Genomic DNA, 15,149 nt, shown 5'->3' with positions numbered 1-15,149 from the left:
CTCAGTGCTCCCCCTGGGTGCGCAGCGCCCGCACCGGGTCGCCGCGACGCCGGCCGACGGCCGCCACGACCAGCAGCGGGACCGCCGCCACCGCCGCCACCAGCCCGGCGACCTGGCCGGCCGGCAGCTCCACCAGCACCGGTGGCACCGGGCGGCCCGCCTCCTGCGTCAGCACCACCAGCGGGACCACCGCCCGGGTCAGCACCGCCCCCAGCGCCGTGCCGACGGCCAGCGCCAGCACGATCAGGACGCCCTGCTCGGCGGCGATCATCCGGGCCAGCTGCGGGCGGCGCGCGCCCAGGGCCCGCAGGACGGCGAACTCCCGGGCCCGTTCGCGGACCGCGCCGGCCGCGCCGACCGCGAAACCGGTCGCCGCCAGCGCCACCGCGACCGCCGCGGCGGCGACCAGCGCGGTCCGCGGGCCCCGGCCCAGCGGATCGTCGCGCAGCTCCCGGGCGATCTCGTCGCGCACCAGCACCTGGCCGGGGTCGAGATCGGGGCGGGCCCGCAGCGCGGCCACCACCGACGCGGTGGCGCCGGGTCGGGTGCGCAGCCACCACTCGGCGGCCTCCAGCGGGGTGGCGCCGACGTCGGACAGGGCCTCGTTGACCGCGCCGAAGTCCATCAACAGCCCGCCGGAGCCGGGCGGTTCGTCCGCCGGGCCGGGCAGCGCGCGGACCGCCCGGACGATCCTGGCCCTCAGCGCCTGCCCGTTGACGGTGACGTCGACGACCGCGCCGACCCGGGAGCCGCCGGCGCGCAGGAACGCGTCGGTGGCGACGGCCGCCAGCGGCGGGCGCGCGGGGTGCGCGGCGGTGATCCGCACCGTGGTGACCGCGGCGCCCCACGCGTCCTGCGCGGCGCCGGTGTCGTAGGTCTGCGCCAGCAGGCCGCCGGCGGGCACCTCGGAGCGGCCGGCCCGGGGCCCGGCGGGCGCGTCGGCGGAGGCGCTCCGGTCGCCGATCCGGGCCGTCCAGGCCAGGCCGCGGGGCGCGGTGAGACGGTGCGGGGTGCCGTCGGCGGTGTCCGCCTGCGCTGCGTCCACGGTGAGCCGTTGACGGTGCGGGACCGTCGGCTGGGTCATGTCGAGGACGAGGCCGGTCAGCCGCAGCGGGTCGGCCGGCCGGCCCGCCGGGGCGCCGGCCGCGGCGGCCAGGTCCGCGGTTCCGGTGTGCGGACGGCCGTCGGCCGGGAACTGGCCGAGCGGGAGCGTGTGCGGGCTGCCGTACGCGTCGGTGAGGAGGGCGGAGACGGTGGCGGGGACCGGGCCGGCGGCGCCCGGTTCGGCGGCGCCCGCGGGGGTGCCGCCGCCCGGTGGGGACGGGGGCGCGGGCAGGGCCCGTAGCGACGTCAGGGTGAAGGTGAGGCGCAAACGGGCGGTGCGCGCCGGGAGTTGGACGCCGGAGGAGGCGACGGAGGGGGAATCGGGCGAGGTGCTGGGCGGGGAACCGGGCGGAGGTGCCGCCGCCCGCAGCATGGCGTCGGTGGCCCGGACGCCCGCCGCGCCGTCGGCTGCGCCGCCCGCCAGGTCGCCCCGGAGCCGCAGCGCACCCGCGGCCCGGCGGGTGTCGAGGGCCAGCAGCGACGAGGCGTGGCCGTCCGGCAGGTCCAGGACGGAGTACCCGACCGGCAGCGCCGTGGTCACCCCGGGGACGGCCGCATAGCCGCCGCCCTGCCCCAACTGCGGTGTCCGGCCGCCCGTGACGCGTACCGCGGCGGCCGCCCGGAAGTCTGCCTGGTCGTCCTGCGAGCGGTCCCACGAGGCGCGCTGGCCGATCGCCAGCATGCCCAGCGCGGTGGCCGGCACCAGCAGCAGCACCGGCCCCAGGCCGCGCGGGCGGCGGCTGATCTGCCAGCCGGCCAGCGCCGCGGCCAGCCCCCGGCCGCCGGCCGCGACCCGTTCGGCGAGCCGGGCGGCCGGCGGCAGCAGCCGCAGCGTCAGCACCGTGCCGGCCAGCAGCGCCAGCGCCGGGGCGGCCACCAGCACCGGGTCGACGCCCAGTTGGCCGCCGCCGTCCTCGGTCAGCACCCCGGCGGCCCCAGTGGCGGCGACCCCGGTCCGGCGCCACAACTGCCAGTACGCCACCCCGGCGACCACCAGGAGCCCCAGGTCGGCGCCGGCCCGGACCGCGGCCGGCAGCGTCCGCCCGCGCCCCGCCGGGCCGTCCGCACCGGCCGTGCTGCCGGACCGCAGCACGGCCGGCGCGGCCACCACGACGGCACAGCCCAGCGCCACCAGCGCACCGGTCGGCCAGGTGGCGCCGATACGGGCGGCGTCCAGCGGCAGTGCGCCGCCGCCGGCCGGGCCGCCGCCCGCCAGCAGCCGCAGCAGCGGCCCGGCCAGCAGCGGCGCGGCGACCGCGGCGGGCAGCGCCAGCAGCAGCGCCTCGGCGAGGGCCACTCCGGCCAGCCGCCGCCGGGAGGCGCCGCGGGCCCGCAGCACGATCCGCTCACCCGCCCGCTCGGCGCTCAGCATCCGCCCCACCAGCAGCAGCGCGTACCCGGCCGGCAGCAGGAGCTGGAGCGCGACGATCAGCAGCGTGGAGCGGTTCACCAGCAGCGACCGCTGTAACTTCACCAGGACGTCGGGGAGTTCGGTGCCGGCGGTCACCCGGCCGCCGAACGCCGGATCGGCCATCAGCGCCCGGGCGGCGGGGCGCGCGGCGGCGGTCAGCGCGGGCAGCCGGTCCGCGGTCAGCGCCCGGAAGTCCGCGGTGGCCAGCCAGGCCACCGAGTCCTGGGTCAGCGGCCCGCCGGCCCCGAACGCCCCCGGGTCGACGAGCAGCGGCCCGTACGTGGTGAAGCCGACGGTGCGCACCCCGCGGCCGCCGAGTTCGTCGAGCTTCCAGTACGGGTCGGTGCGGTCCTTGGGGTGGTAGACGCCGGTGACCTCGATGGTGAGGTGGGCGGGGCCGGACAGCCGGTTGTCGAGGGTGAGACGGCGGCCGGGACGCAGGCCGAGCCGGTCGGCGGCCGCCTCCGGCAGCGCCACCGGGACCCGGCCGTGCGCGGCCGCACCGGGCCGGCGTCCGGCGGTGAGCACGATCCGGCTGCGGTCGAGGGCCGCGAGGTGGGCGAGGTCCGGCTCGCCGTCGCCCGCCGCGCCCGCGCCCTGCCCGGCCGCGCCCGGCGGACGGAGGCCGCGCGGCAGCGCGTACGGCCCGGAGCGGGTCAGCGTGCGGACGGTGAACGGCAGTCCGTCGAAGGCCCGCCGGGCGCCCCGCGCCACCGCCTGATCCGCCGACTGCCGTGCGGCGGCCGGGAGTTGGGCCTTGATCTGGAGGGCCGCTGCGGCCGCTGACCGCGTGCGCAGGGCCTGCCGCAGGCCGGCGTCGCCGACCGCGTCGGAGAACGCCGAGAGGGTGGCCAGGACGGTGGCGGTCAGCAGCACCGCGAGTAGGGCGGCGGCCGGCAGCACGCGGTGCGCGCGCACCCGCCGCACGATGAAGCCGGACACGACATCCCCCCGGAGCGGCTCGGGCCCCCGGCGGGGGTGCGCCGGCGGCTCTCAGCACCCGAAACGTTCGGCATCCGAACCCGTTCGGCACCCAGAAGCGTTCGGCAACCGGGAACGCGAGGTATCCGAAGTATCCGAAAGCGTGCTCGGACGGCGTCGATCGTTGCAGAGTGCGCTGTGCCGGGAGGGCGGTTCGCGGGGGGTCTTGACCGGATCGTGATCAGGACGCGGGGATCCCGGTCGGTGTGACCGTTCTCTCGGTCCGCGGTTCAGCCCGCGGTGTTGACCATCGACGCGGCGGCGTACGTGAGGTAGTTCCACAGCTGCGTGCGGTGGTCCTCGGCCAGCCCGAGGGAGTCCACGGCGTCCCGCATGTGCCGCAGCCAGGCGTCGTGCGCGGCCCGGTCGACGGCGAACGGGGCGTGCCGCATCCGCAGCCGGGGGTGGCCGCGGTTCTCGCTGTAGGTGCGGGGGCCGCCCCAGTACTGCATGAGGAAGAGGGCGAGGCGCTCCTCGGCCGGCCCCAGATCCTCCTCCGGGTACATCGGCCGCAGCAGCGGGTCCTCGGCGACGCCCTCGTAGAAGCGGCGCACCAGACGGCGGAAGGTGTCCTCGCCACCGACCTGCTCGTAGAAGGTCTGCTCCTGAAGAGTGCCGTGCGGAATGTCGTTCACCCGTCCATGGTGGCAGACGTCGCGACCTGGGATCCGGGACTTCGGCCGGACCCTGGACGGCCGCCGGCGGACGCGACTCCGGGGCGCGATCGGTCGATCACGCCCCGGAGTTGGCGAGGTGTCGTGCGGCGGTCAGCCGCGGCGGACGGTCAGGGTCGTCCAGGCGCCGACGTGCACCCGGTCGCCCTCGTGGAGCGGCACCGGCACGTACGGCTGGATCGGCTCCTCGGCGAGGTTGACCGTCGTGCCGTTGGTGGAGTTCTGGTCCACCACGGCCCAGCTGCCGTCCTGCTGCTGGACGAGCAGGGCGTGCTGGTGCGAGACGCCCGGGTCCTCCGGGGTCCGGCCCAGGTCGACGTCCGGGGCCTCGCCGGTGCTGTTCCGGCGGCGGCCGACCGAGACCTGCCCGCCGGCGAGCGGCAGCACCTGCTCGGGGGAGTACGAGGGGAGGTTGAGCCCCGCGGCCTCCGGGCCGCTGCGGCTCATCATCGCCATGAAGTACTCGCGGTCCGGCCCGATGGCGACCACCCAGCCGTCGCCGACCACCGGCGGCGGGCCCTGCGGCGGCGCCGCCGGAGCCTGGCCGGGGCCGCCGCCCCACTGGCCGTCGGGCCCCTGCTGGGGCTGCTGCGGCGGGAACGGGGCCGGCGGCTGCTGCTGCTCGAACGGGGCCTGCGGGCCGGGTCCGGGCTGCGGGGGTGCCATCGGCGGGGCGGCGTTGGCGGCCTGCGCCTGGTGCGGCGGGTTCAGCGTCCAGTCGTCGCCGCCCTGCTGCGGGGGCGGCGGCGGACCGGGCATGCCGGCCGGGCCGGGGCTGGGCATGCCGGGGGGTGGGCCGGGCTGGCCCGGGTGGCCGCCGGGGCCGGGCATCCCGGGCGGCGGGCCCGGCTGCTGCGGTGCCTGCTGCTCGAAGGGCGCCGGCTGTTCGAACGGGGCCTGCGGCGGCGGGAAGCCGTAACCGCCCTGCGGCGGTTGACCGCCGGGGCCGGGCAGGGGCGCACCGGGACCGCCGGGGCCGGGTGCCGGCGGGGGGAAGCCGTAGCCGCCCTGCGGGGGCTGGCCTCCGGGGCCGGGCACGGGGGCGCCGGGCGGCGGGGCGAACGACGCAGGCGAGTTGGTGAGGAAGTTGTACTGGCACTCCGTGCAGAACGGCGCCATGCCCTCGCGCGGCGTGCGGCACTGCGGGCAGAATTCCGTGGACTGCTCGGGACCGGGCGCGGGAGCCGGGGCACCGGGTGCGGGCATCCCGGGGGCGGGCGCGCCGTGCGGCGGAGTGCCGTGCGGGGGCGTGCCGGGAGCGGGTGCGGGCATGCCGGGGGCGGGCATGCCGGGGGCGCCCGGACCACCGGGGCCGGGTGCCGGCGGCGGGAAGCCGTAACCGCCCTGCGGCGGTTGACCGCCGGGGCCGGGCGCGGGAGCGGGCGCACCGGGCGGCATACCGGGGGCACCGGGACCCGGCATACCGGGACCGCCGGGACCGCCCGGACCACCGGGACCGGCCGCGGGCGGCGGGAAGCCGTAACCGCCCTGCGGCGGCCGGCCGCCGGGACCGGGCANGCCGGGCGGCGGCGGACCGGGCTGACCGGCCGGGCCGGGACCCGGCGCTCCGGGCGGCGGACCGTGCTGGCCGGGCGGCGGCGGACCATGCTGGCCGGGGGGCGGGCCCGTGGGGCCGTTCGGCTCGGCGGGCGGCGGCGTGTTCAGGAATCCCGCCGGCAGGGAGGGCGGCGGGGGAACGGCACCCGCCATGCGCTGGCCGCACACCTCGCACCAGTCTTCGGCCACCGACTGGTGGCCGCTCGGGCAGGTCGGCATGTCGGTTCTTCCCCCTCCGTACCGTTACTTCCGGGTGGTACTGATCAGTTCTGAACGTGCTCGTTCATTGCGGTTTCTCCGGGCGTCGTGCGGGGGCCGGGCGCCGTCCGGGAGCTCTCCCGTCCGGCCTCGGCCGCCTTCGCCGCCTGTCGCACAGTACCGGTCGCGGGTTCGGCGTCGCCCACCACCTTCGCAAGGAGTTTCGCAGTGTCCCCGCTTCCCAGGCCGGCGGCGAGCCCCGTCGCGCGCCGCAGTTCGGACACCGCGCGGGCGGCATCTCCCCACTTCGCCGCATCCAGTCCCCGCTGGATGACCTGGGCCAGTTCGGACCGTCCTGTGTGGTGCGCCACGTGTGGGTCGATCCGTATGACGGCGGCCGGATCGTCCGTCCACACGGCGCGGACGAGACCCTGCGCGACGACCCGGGGCGCGGTCCCGTCGGGCGCCGGCAGCAGCACCGAGAGCCGGGCGGCCAGCATCTCCCGGCCGAGTCCGGGGTCCGGGACGCGGAGGAAGAGGTGGTAGTCGCGGGACTCGTCGCCCCAGGGGCCGGTCGGGTAGTCGCCCGAGCGCGGCCCCGACGCTCTTCGGTGCCCGGTCAGGTCCTCGGCGGTGGGCGCCACTTGGCGCAGGAACCCGACCTCGGCGCCCAGCGGCGTCCGCACCCGCAGTACGACGCCGGCCTCCGGGCCGGGGGCCGCGGCGCCGGCCGCCGGAACGCTCCCCTCCGGCCGCGGCCCGGGCACCGGCCGCCCGCCGGTCGAACCGCCCCCGGTCGCGGTGACGGTGACGACGGCGTGCAGCCCGCGCCCGCCCTCGGGGAGGAAGGGGTTGTGGTGCACCTCGGCGGTGAAGCGCGGCACCCGCGACTTGGCGAGGTTGGCCATGGGTTACGTCCGCTCCTTGCGGCCGTCGCCGGCCGGTCCACCGGCGGGTCGGACGGCCCGTCGAGTGGTGGCCGGGTCCGGCGGTGCGGTTGCGGGCTCAGCCCGATCCTGCCCCCTGCGCGGGTGCCGGGAACCGCACCACCGCGACCGTTACGTTGTCGTGGCCGCCGCCGGCCAGGGCGTGGTCGACCAGTACCCGCGCGGCGTCCAGCGGCCGGGCCGGCGCGTCCGGCGGCAGCACCGCGGCCATCGCCTCGGCCCGCTCGGCGTAGTTCCACAGCCCGTCCGTGCACACCACCACCGTGCCCGGCCCGTCCGGCCGGAACGCCGCGATGTGCGGTTCGACCTCGTAGGCGTCCGCGCCGAGCCAGCCGGTGATGGCGTGCGCCCGCTCGTCGGCGTTGGCCTCGGCCTCCGTCATCAGGTTGTTGGCGACCATCTGGGCCGCCCAGGAGTCGTCCTCGGTGAGCCGGACCGGTGGCGCGGTGCGGTCGTCGGGGATCCAGTACGCCCGGCTGTCGCCGACCCAGCCGATCGTCAGCAGCCCCCCGCCGACCAGGGCGCCGACGAAGGTGCAGGCCGGGGCGTTCTGCTGGCGGAACTCGTCGTGCGCCAGCGACGGGTCGGCGGCCAGCGCGTCGACCGCCGTCGAGGCCGCCAGTACCGCGTCGTGCATGGCCTGCTGCGGGTGGGCGCCGCGCGGCAGCGCCATCCGCAGTGCCCCGGCGGCCCGTTCGGCGGCGATCCGGGAGGCGTCGTCGGGGCGGGTGGCCGAGGAGACCCCGTCGCAGACCACCGCGATCACCGCCGGCGAGCCGTCCGGCAGCGCGGTGCCGGCCAGCGCGAAGAAGTCCTCGTTGCGGTGGTGCCGGTGGCCGACGTCGCTGACCGCGGCGACGCCCGGCAACTCTCCTTCCAGATGGTCGCGTTCGGGGCGCACCGGGGTGTCCGGGGAGGTTCCGCTTCCGGTCGCGGCGGGGGCGGCGGCGGACCCCGCGGGCGCGTCGAAGACCGTTCCGCCCGGCTCCCCGGCGTCCGCCGCCGGCCCCGGAGGGACGGCCGTCCCGGCGTCCGTCGGGGTGCCCGCCGCGGGCTCCGCTTCCGAGCCGGCGGCGGCCCCGGCCGGTGCGGCCGCCGGGGCGTCCGCTTCGGGCCGCGCCCCGCCCCCCGCGGCGGCGTCGGCCACCGCCTCGTAGCCGACCACCCGCGGGTCGGCCGGCCGGCCGCCGGCACCGGCCGACGGCACCGCCGCGTCCCCGTGGTCCCCGTACGCGAGACGGGTCGTGGGGTCGGGCGGCGGCGGACCCGGCTGCGCCGCCGGCCCCGCCCCGTACACCGCCGGGGGCGCGCCGAGTCCCGCGGGCAGGCCGTGGCCGCCCGACATCAGGGGATCGGCGCCGCACCGCCCGCAGTAGTTGTCCCGCGCGGCGAACGGCTCACCGCAGTTCCGGCAGCGGGACGGCCCAGTCACACCCATGTCACACCCATGTCCGGGGGCGGAGGCGGTTGGCCCGCTCCACCAGCTCGATCCTTTCCTCGCCACGCTGCGCGAGCCGCGCCAGCAGGCGGTACGAGCGCTCCAGCCCGAACCGCAGCCCGCGCTCGTCCAGCGGACTGCCGAGCAGCGTCGGCCCCGCCGCACCGGCCGGCTCCCCGCCGCCCGGCGCCCCGGGCCCGTCGCCGTGGCTCCCGGAGAGTACCCAGTCCAGGGCACTGCCCAGTACTTCGGTCACCAGGAGCTCCCGCCGCCGGTCGTCCAGGCCGAAGTCGGCCAGCGCCTCGACCTGTTGGGCGGCGGCCCGCAGATCCGGCAGCAGCGGCTCCCGGGGCGAGCGCTGCCGCAGCCGGGCCCGGACCGCCGCGATCCGGGCCGCGGTGTGGTGGATCGACGCCTCCGGTACGGATTCCAGCGCCGCCACCGCGCCCGCCCGGTCGCCGGCCGCCAGCCGCACCCGGGCCAGCCCGAACGCGGCGCTCACATACCCGCGGTCGGTCGCCCAGACGAGGCGGTAGTACTCCGCGGCGTTCTCCCACTGGCCGAGGAGTTCGGCGCTGATGCCCAGCGCCAGCTTCGGCGCCGGCTCGCCGGGGAAGGCGTCGTAGACCGCGTCGAAGGCCAGCGCGGCGCCCTCCCGGTCGCCCGTCGCCAGCGCCGCCAGCCCGCGGTGCCAGACCACCCGCCAGTCGTCCGCGGCCGCGTCCGCCACCGCCCCGCCGCCCTCGAAGGCGGCCGCGCTCTCGCCCAGCTCCAGTTGGGCGCGCAGGGTCCGCAGCCGCAGCTCCGGCGAGTCGGCGGGCGCCGCGCGCAGGGCGGCCAGCAGCTCCGCCGGCGTCGCGGCGTGCAGACCGGCCAGGAACCCGGCGTTGGGGTCGCCGGGGTCCGCCCGCGGCACCGGCAGCGCCAGCGCCGCCGCCGCCACGTCCAGGGGCCGCAGCTCCGGCCCGCCGTCCGCCCGCACCGGGCCCGGTGCCGCCGCCCGCCCGGCGCGCCGCCCGCCCAGCAGTGAACTGTCCCCGGCCGGCGGCCCCAGCAACTCCGTGCCCACGACCCGCAGTTCGGGCCCGAACAAGGTGGAGTGCGCCGGCCGCGGCTCGCCCGTACGGAGCGCCGCCACCTCCCGCAGCACCCCCGTCAGCTGCTCGGCCATCTCCTCCGCCGACCCGAAGCGCCGGCCCGGATCCGGATCGGTGGCCCGCACCAGCAGCCGGTAGAAGGACTCGTAGGCGCGGAACACCTCGATGTGCTCCGGATCCGGCAGGCAGTCCGCGAAGACGTTGGTGAAGCCCTGGAAGTCGAAGGTGAGGACGGCGAGGGTGCGGGCGACGGTGTAGAGGTCGGAGGCGACCGACGGGCCCACCTCGCCGACCTCGGGCGCCTGGTAGCCGATCGTGCCGTAGAGGGGGCTCTCGTGGTCGTCCATGCGCCGTACCGCGCCCAGGTCGATCAGCTTGAGCCGGTCGTGCTGCTGGAGGGCGTTGTCGACCTTGAAGTCGCAGTACAGCAACCGCCGGCCGTGCAGATGGCCGAGCGCCTCCAGCGCCTCGATGCCGTACGCGCACGCCTGCTCCACCGGCATCGGATCGCGCCGCCCCTGGGGCGTGCGCCGCTCGTTGGCGAGGTCCTTCAGCGAGGTGCCGTCGACGTACTCCATGACGATGTAGCCGTCCCGGCTGCCGGTCGCCTCGTCCAGGTGCTCGACGAAGTTGTAGATCCGCACGATGTTGGGGTGCTCGATCGCGGCGAGGAACCGCCGCTCGGACACCGCCGCCGCCAGCGCCTCCTCGTCGCCGGTGTCCAGCAGGCCCTTGAGCACCACCCACCGGTCGTCGACCGCCCGGTCCCGCGCCAGATAGATCCAGCCCAGCCCGCCGTGCGCCAGGCACCCCGCGACCTCGTACTGGCCGTGCACCAGCTCCCCGGCCCGCAACTTCGGTACGAAGCTGTACGGATGGCCGCACTTGGTGCAGAAGCCCTCCGCCGGGCCCGGCCGGCCGTCCCGGCCCCGCCCCACCGGCGCCCCGCACTCGCCCCGGCTGCAGAACCGCTTCCGCTCCGGCACCTCCGGATGCGCCAGCACCGCCGACCGCGGATCGCGCACCGGCACCTGCGGCACCGTCACCAGCCCGGCACCCAGCCGCCCCCGCGACGCACCGGAACCACCCCCGGGCCCCGAGGCCGGGCCGCCGGCTCCCCGGCCGCTGCCGCGCACCACCGGCGGCGTCCGGCCGCCCGGACCGCTCCCGGACCCGCCGCCCGCCCGCTGCCCCGGGACGTGCGTCCCGGCCGTCCGCAGCTTGCGGGCACCGGACGGCGGCGGCGCCGCGACCGTCGCACCGCCCGCGTCCACCCGCTGCGTCAGCACCGTCACGGTCGCCGACAGCAGCCCCTCGGCCGACACCACCGGCGCCAGCCCGCACACCTCGCAGTACAACTCCCCGTCGCCGACGTCCTCGTAGCGCCCGGTGCACTCCCGGCGCTGGCACCGGCCCCCGTCCCGCTCCGTCACGGCTCCGCCCTGCCGTCCCGCGGCTCCGGAACCATCGCCTCCGCCGCCGCCTCCTGATAGCGCCACACCGCCTGCTCCGCCGCCCGCAGATCGCACGGCGCGCTCCACAGCATCCGGCGCGCCACGTCATAGCGCTCCATCAGCATCGGATCGGCCGCCAGGCCGTGCCGCGCCACCCGCGCCCGGTACGCGTCCAGCCGCCCGCGCAGCTCGGCCCGGACCGCCAGCGGCGCGGTCACCGCCGTCAACGACTCCCGGGCCCGCCGGAGTTCGTCCTCCGCCCGCTCCTCCAGGCTGTCCAGCAGCGGCGACAAGCGGTGCCACTGCGACCGGCGGCGGTACTCCGCGGCCGCCGCCAACTGCTCGTGCAGCACCGTCGACGGGCCGCTGACCGCCGGCACCTCCGACGCGGCGATCTTCGCCAGCACCTCGCCCCGCGCCTGCCGCGCCTCGGTCAGCGTCCGGTCCGCCCGCGACAGCACGTCGCGCAGCAGCATCAGCCGCCGCTCCGCGTCCTGCCGCACGTCCAGCACCGCCGCCACCTCGCGCCGGATGTCCTCCAGCGCCCGCGCCGCCCGGTCGTAGCGGGCGGTGTCCGGCCGGCCCCCGCCCGGCGCCGCGCTGCCCGCCCCCGACGGCACCCAGAACGCCAGCGGATCGGCGATCACCAGGGCCCGCAGCCGCGTCAGCTCCTCGGTGATCCGCTCCAGATCGTCACCGGCCGGATGCTCCCCCGGACGCACCCCCACCGAATGCGCCAGCGAGCGCGTCCGCCGCAACTCCTCGGCCAGCAGGTCTATCCGGGCCGGCAGCGCCGACCACACCGCGTCCGCCGCCACGATGACGTCCAGCGACCGCGCGTACAGCCCGTTCAGCCGGTCCACCAGCTCCGCCAGCCCGATCCGCTCCCCGGCGCCGCCCGCCGCGGCCGGGACCGTCACCTCGGCGCCGTGCAGCAGCTCGGACAGCTCCGCCAGCTCCTCGGCGGACGGCCAGCGGCGCCGCGCCCGCAACTCCCGGGCGGCCGCCAGCACTTCCGTATAGGCGTCGAACAGCGACCACAGCACCCCGAGGGACCGCTCCGTCTCGGCCCACCGCTCCTTGCTGACGCCCGACAGCTCGGCGCCCTCCAGAAGCCGGCGGCCGGCGTGGTCCTGCAACGCCAGCAGCGACGTCTCGATCGCCTCGTACTCCGCGCCGAGCCGCGCCAGCGCGCGGTCCACCTCCTCCCGGTCCACAGCCGGGGCATCGGGCCTTCCCGCCGAGCCGGGGAAGGGTCCAGGGACCCCCATCGATCACCTCTCCAATACGCGTACCCTGCACGGCGGTTGGTGCGCCCGGCGTCGCCCGCCGGGTCTTTCGGCTCCCTCGTCCCCGCTCCAGCCCCTCCATAGTGGACCCATCCGGCGCCCCGTGGCGCACCCGCCCGCGGACCCGCCGCCCTCAGTCGCCGTACTCCGGCGCGGGCGGCCCCGATATGCCGGGCAGATCGGCCTGCAACCACTTCCGGTACGCCCGCATCCAGGGGCTGCCGTCCCCGCCGCCGCGGTAGTCGTCCAGGACCTTGTTGACCCGGCGCACCAGATCCGGGTCGTCCTTGTTCATCGCCACCCCGTACGACTCGTCGGTGAACGGCCGCCCCTTCAGCTCCACCGTCGGGTCCTGCGCCGCCTGCGCCGCCGCCAGCGCACTGTCGGTGACCACCGCGTCCGCCTCGCCCAACTGGAGCCGCACCAGGCAGTCCAGCTGGTTGGGCGCGGTCAGCACCCGCGCGCCGTGATCGCGCCGCGCCAGCTCCGCCTCGCCCGTCGAACCCGCCGCGGTGCACACCCGCCGGCCGCGCAGCGAGTCGTCGAACGCCGTGATCGGCGACTCCTTCGGCGCCAGCACCTGCTGCCCCGCCTGGAAGTACGCCGTGGAGAACGCCACCTGCTCCTTGCGCGCACAGTTGATCGTCATCGTCCGCACCACCATGTCCACCGTGCGCTGCCGCACCGCCGGAATCCGCTGGTTCGTCGGCACCGCCTGGAAGACGACCTTGGCGTCCGGCCCCAGGATGTCCCGGGCGATCGCCCGCGCCAGGTCGATGTCGAAGCCCTCCAGCCGCCCGGTGTCCCGGTCGCGGTACCCCCACCGGTAGGTGTTCTGGTCCACCCCGACGACCAGTTGGCCCTTCTGCTTGATCCGCTCCACCGCCGGACCGTCGTCGGGCGAGGGCCGCAGGCTCTGCGCCGCGGTGCCCGGCGTGCACCGCGCCGCGGCCGGCGTCGCGTGCGGAGTCCCCGGCCCGTACGCGCGGTGCGTCGCCACCGGGCCCGGGGGCCCCGGGTGCGCCCCATGGCCCAGCGCGGGCACCAGCACCGTCGCGGTCGCCGCCATCACGGCCATGCCCGCCACGACCGGCGCCAGGACGGCCCGCAGATTCCGCAGCCCCCGCCCGCGCTTCCCCATCTCCCCTGACCTCCTCACCGGTACTCCGACAGCCTGCGCCCGATCCCCAGCACCGCCGCGCCCGCGGCCACGACGGCCAACACCCCGGCGCCCGCGGCCAGCAGGCCGAACGCCGCCCGCCCGCGCTCCGCCGCCGACCGGAACCGCGCCTGCTCATGGACGAGCGCCCGCCCCAGCCCGGTGTCGACCCGGTCGAACGACGCGCCCGTCGACCCCTCCCCGCCGATCACCTGCGCCAGCGCCCGGTGGTAGTCGCCCCGGTCGTCCGCCGCCCGCGCCGCGGCGTGCCGGACCCGCCACTGCCCCAGGGCCGCCACCGCGCCCCGCACCGGCCGCCGCCCCGTCTCGTCGCACGCCAGCACCAGCGCCCGCCCCAGCTCCCCCGCGCCGCCCACCGGGCCCGGACCGTCCGCCGGGCCCGCCAGCCGCCCCATCTTCGCCTGGAAGTCGACCTCGTAGAAGTCCTTCTGGTCGGCGGTCAGCACCGCGCCGCGCGCCACCAGCGTCAGATTCTCGTCCGCCCGCGCCCGCAAGGCGTCGATCCGGGCGGTGTTGAGCACCTGCAGCGACCGGGCGCCGTGCGCATATGCGTCGGTCAGCCCGGCCCGCGCCACGACATGCGCCGCCACCAGCCACAGCAGCACCGCCACCGAGGCCGCCGTCGCCGCCAGCAGACCGCGGTTGAACACCCGGTTGGTGCGGCGGTGGTCGCGGCGCTGCGCCCACACCAGGGCGGCCAGCGCCGGCACCGCCGCGGCCAGCGCCCACCACGGCCGCGCGGTGGCCCGCCGCAGGTCGGCCGCGAGCCGCTGCCGCTCCGCGTCGTACAACGCCCGGGCCGCCGGGAGGAGTTCCGTCCGCATCCGCTCGTTGGCGTACCGCAGATAGGCGCCGCCCAGGGGCAGCCCCTGCCGGTTGTTGGTGCGGGCCGTCTCGATCAGCCCGGTGTACCGCGGCAACAGGGTGTTCAGCCGGGCGATCTGCGCCCCGGCCGGATCCGCCGCCCCGTGCTCCGGGCCCGGCACCCGCGCCTGCGCCGCCGCCTTCACCAGCAGCCGCGACGCGGTCGCCAGGTCCTGCTCGTAGCGCGTCCGGGTCGCCGGGGACTCCGTGCCGCCCGCCAGGAACCCGCCGGCGGCCGTGGTGTCGGCGTCCGCCAGCGAGCGGTAGATGCTCGCCGCGTCCGCGGTCAGCGGCTGACTGCGCAGCACCACGTCGGCGGCGGCCCGCGACCGGTCCGTCACCTGCCAGGCGGTGGCCGCCCCGAACACCACGACCAGCAGCGCCAGCACCGCCCCGAGGGCGCGCAGCCGCCCCGGCTCGGTCGTCGCGGCCGCCCGCAGCCGGTCCACGCCCTCGGCCCACGCGGTGCGCCGGCGCGCGGCGGACGGCTCGCCGGGGCCGCGGGGCGCCCCGGGGGGCACCGACGCGGCAGACGGCACAGCGGACGCCGAGGAGACCGAGGACATTGACGACACCGACGACACCGACGAACCACCCCCTGGGTCGCTGACTGCGGGCCGGCCCTGCGCCCGGCGCCCGCGGGCACGAGGCGCACGGCCGTCAGTATGTCCGTGTCCCCCGGCCGGCACACCGGACTTGACCCGATCTTGTTCGGAACGCCGAACACCCCGCGGTCCTCCCGCGGCCTCCCGTCGCCCCCCCACCACCCCTCATCACGCCCGCCCGCCGCCCCCGGTTCCCCGCATTACTCCTACGGGGAGTCGCCGGGCACCAGGCGACCGGGACCGGACGCTCCGCCGCCGGCTGAGCGCGCGGGCGCCGAGCACCAGCGGGCCACGTGTCGCGCCGTCCGGGCGGAGACGGACATCTGCATCTGCATCTGCATCTACGTCTG

At 77.8% G+C, this 15,149-nt stretch carries 9 protein-coding genes; all 9 read right to left on the bottom strand.

The window, feature by feature from the left end:
• Position 1 precedes the first annotated feature (1 nt).
• The 9 genes from B073_RS0115105 to B073_RS0115060 all read right to left on the bottom strand — a co-directional run bounded on the left by B073_RS0115105 (position 2) and on the right by B073_RS0115060 (position 14,760).
• The gene (locus B073_RS0115105; protein WP_018538924.1) at positions 2-3,457 is read right to left on the bottom strand and encodes an ABC transporter permease; all 3,456 of its coding nucleotides are present in this window, start codon (positions 3,455-3,457) and stop codon (positions 2-4) included.
• 269 nt (positions 3,458-3,726) lie between these two features.
• Complete coding sequence (locus B073_RS0115100; RefSeq protein WP_018538923.1) at positions 3,727-4,131, bottom strand: globin; 405 nt, start codon at positions 4,129-4,131, stop codon at positions 3,727-3,729.
• A 132-nt stretch (positions 4,132-4,263) separates the two neighbouring features.
• Positions 4,264-5,442: an FHA domain-containing protein gene (locus B073_RS43980; protein WP_324608794.1), complete on the bottom strand. Its 1,179-nt coding sequence runs from the start codon at positions 5,440-5,442 to the stop codon at positions 4,264-4,266.
• A 548-nt stretch (positions 5,443-5,990) separates the two neighbouring features.
• Positions 5,991-6,833 carry a hypothetical protein gene (locus tag B073_RS0115090; protein ID WP_018538921.1) on the bottom strand — a complete coding sequence of 281 codons (843 nt, stop codon included), beginning with the start codon at positions 6,831-6,833 and terminating at the stop codon, positions 5,991-5,993.
• Positions 6,834-6,930: 97 nt separating this feature from the next.
• Entirely contained in the window at positions 6,931-8,310 is a 1,380-nt protein-coding gene (locus B073_RS0115085) for a PP2C family protein-serine/threonine phosphatase (protein ID WP_018538920.1), read from the bottom strand.
• A 1-nt stretch (position 8,311) separates the two neighbouring features.
• On the bottom strand, positions 8,312-10,840 hold the full coding sequence (locus B073_RS0115080; protein WP_078508023.1) for a serine/threonine-protein kinase: 2,529 nt from the start codon (positions 10,838-10,840) through the stop codon (positions 8,312-8,314).
• Positions 10,837-12,132: a hypothetical protein gene (locus B073_RS0115070; RefSeq protein ID WP_026247390.1), complete on the bottom strand. Its 1,296-nt coding sequence runs from the start codon at positions 12,130-12,132 to the stop codon at positions 10,837-10,839. Before B073_RS0115070 ends, B073_RS0115080 begins: the two co-directional genes overlap by 4 nt.
• Before the next feature lie 151 nt (positions 12,133-12,283).
• A complete protein-coding gene (locus B073_RS0115065; protein WP_018538917.1) occupies positions 12,284-13,291 on the bottom strand; it encodes a glutamate ABC transporter substrate-binding protein in 1,008 nt (335 codons plus the stop codon).
• Between the two features lie 14 nt (positions 13,292-13,305).
• Entirely contained in the window at positions 13,306-14,760 is a 1,455-nt protein-coding gene (locus B073_RS0115060; protein ID WP_018538916.1) for a hypothetical protein, read from the bottom strand.
• Positions 14,761-15,149: the final 389 nt, after the last annotated feature.

The organism is Streptomyces sp. MspMP-M5, assembly GCF_000373585.1.
In the GTDB taxonomy this organism is placed as follows: domain Bacteria; phylum Actinomycetota; class Actinomycetes; order Streptomycetales; family Streptomycetaceae; genus Streptomyces.
Note: the sequence above shows the minus strand (reverse complement) of the source record. Positions and strands in the feature narration are given on the sequence as shown.